This is a genomic window from Streptomyces sp. SID12488 (genome assembly GCF_010548275.1).
In the GTDB taxonomy this organism is placed as follows: domain Bacteria; phylum Actinomycetota; class Actinomycetes; order Streptomycetales; family Streptomycetaceae; genus Streptomyces.
The window spans coordinates 1-405 of the sequence record NZ_JAAGLT010000153.1; the positions used below are offsets into that span (position 1 = coordinate 1).

1 protein-coding gene is annotated in these 405 nt (G+C 65.9%); it reads right to left on the reverse strand.

The features are described from left to right. On the reverse strand, window positions 1–385 hold a 385-nt coding region (locus G3I56_RS42955; RefSeq protein WP_164418974.1), incomplete at its 3' end, for an alcohol dehydrogenase catalytic domain-containing protein. Window positions 386–405 lie beyond the last annotated feature (20 nt).

Genomic DNA, 405 nt, shown 5'->3' on the forward strand with positions numbered 1-405 from the left:
GAGCTGGGGACAACACTGTTCCGTCCTCCAGCGTCATCTTCCGGCTCGCGTTGTGCGTGTTGAAGCAGTACTGGGGACGGCCGCGCAGACAGGCGCGGCACTGGCCGCACACCGCACGCCAGTTGAGGACGACGAAGTCGCCGGGTGCGACCTCCGTCACCCCCTCGCCGACCGACTCCACGATGCCGGAGGCCTCATGGCCGAGCAGGAACGGGAACTCGTCGTTGATCCCGCCCTGCTTGTAGTGCAGATCGGTATGACACACCCCGCAGGCCTGTACCTGGACCACGGCCTCGCCGGGCCCCGGATCCGGCACCAGGATCGTCTCGACGCGAACGGGTTCGTTCTTACCAGGCGCGATTACTCCGCGTACGTGCTGAGTCATGGATTCACCGTACGCCCGGA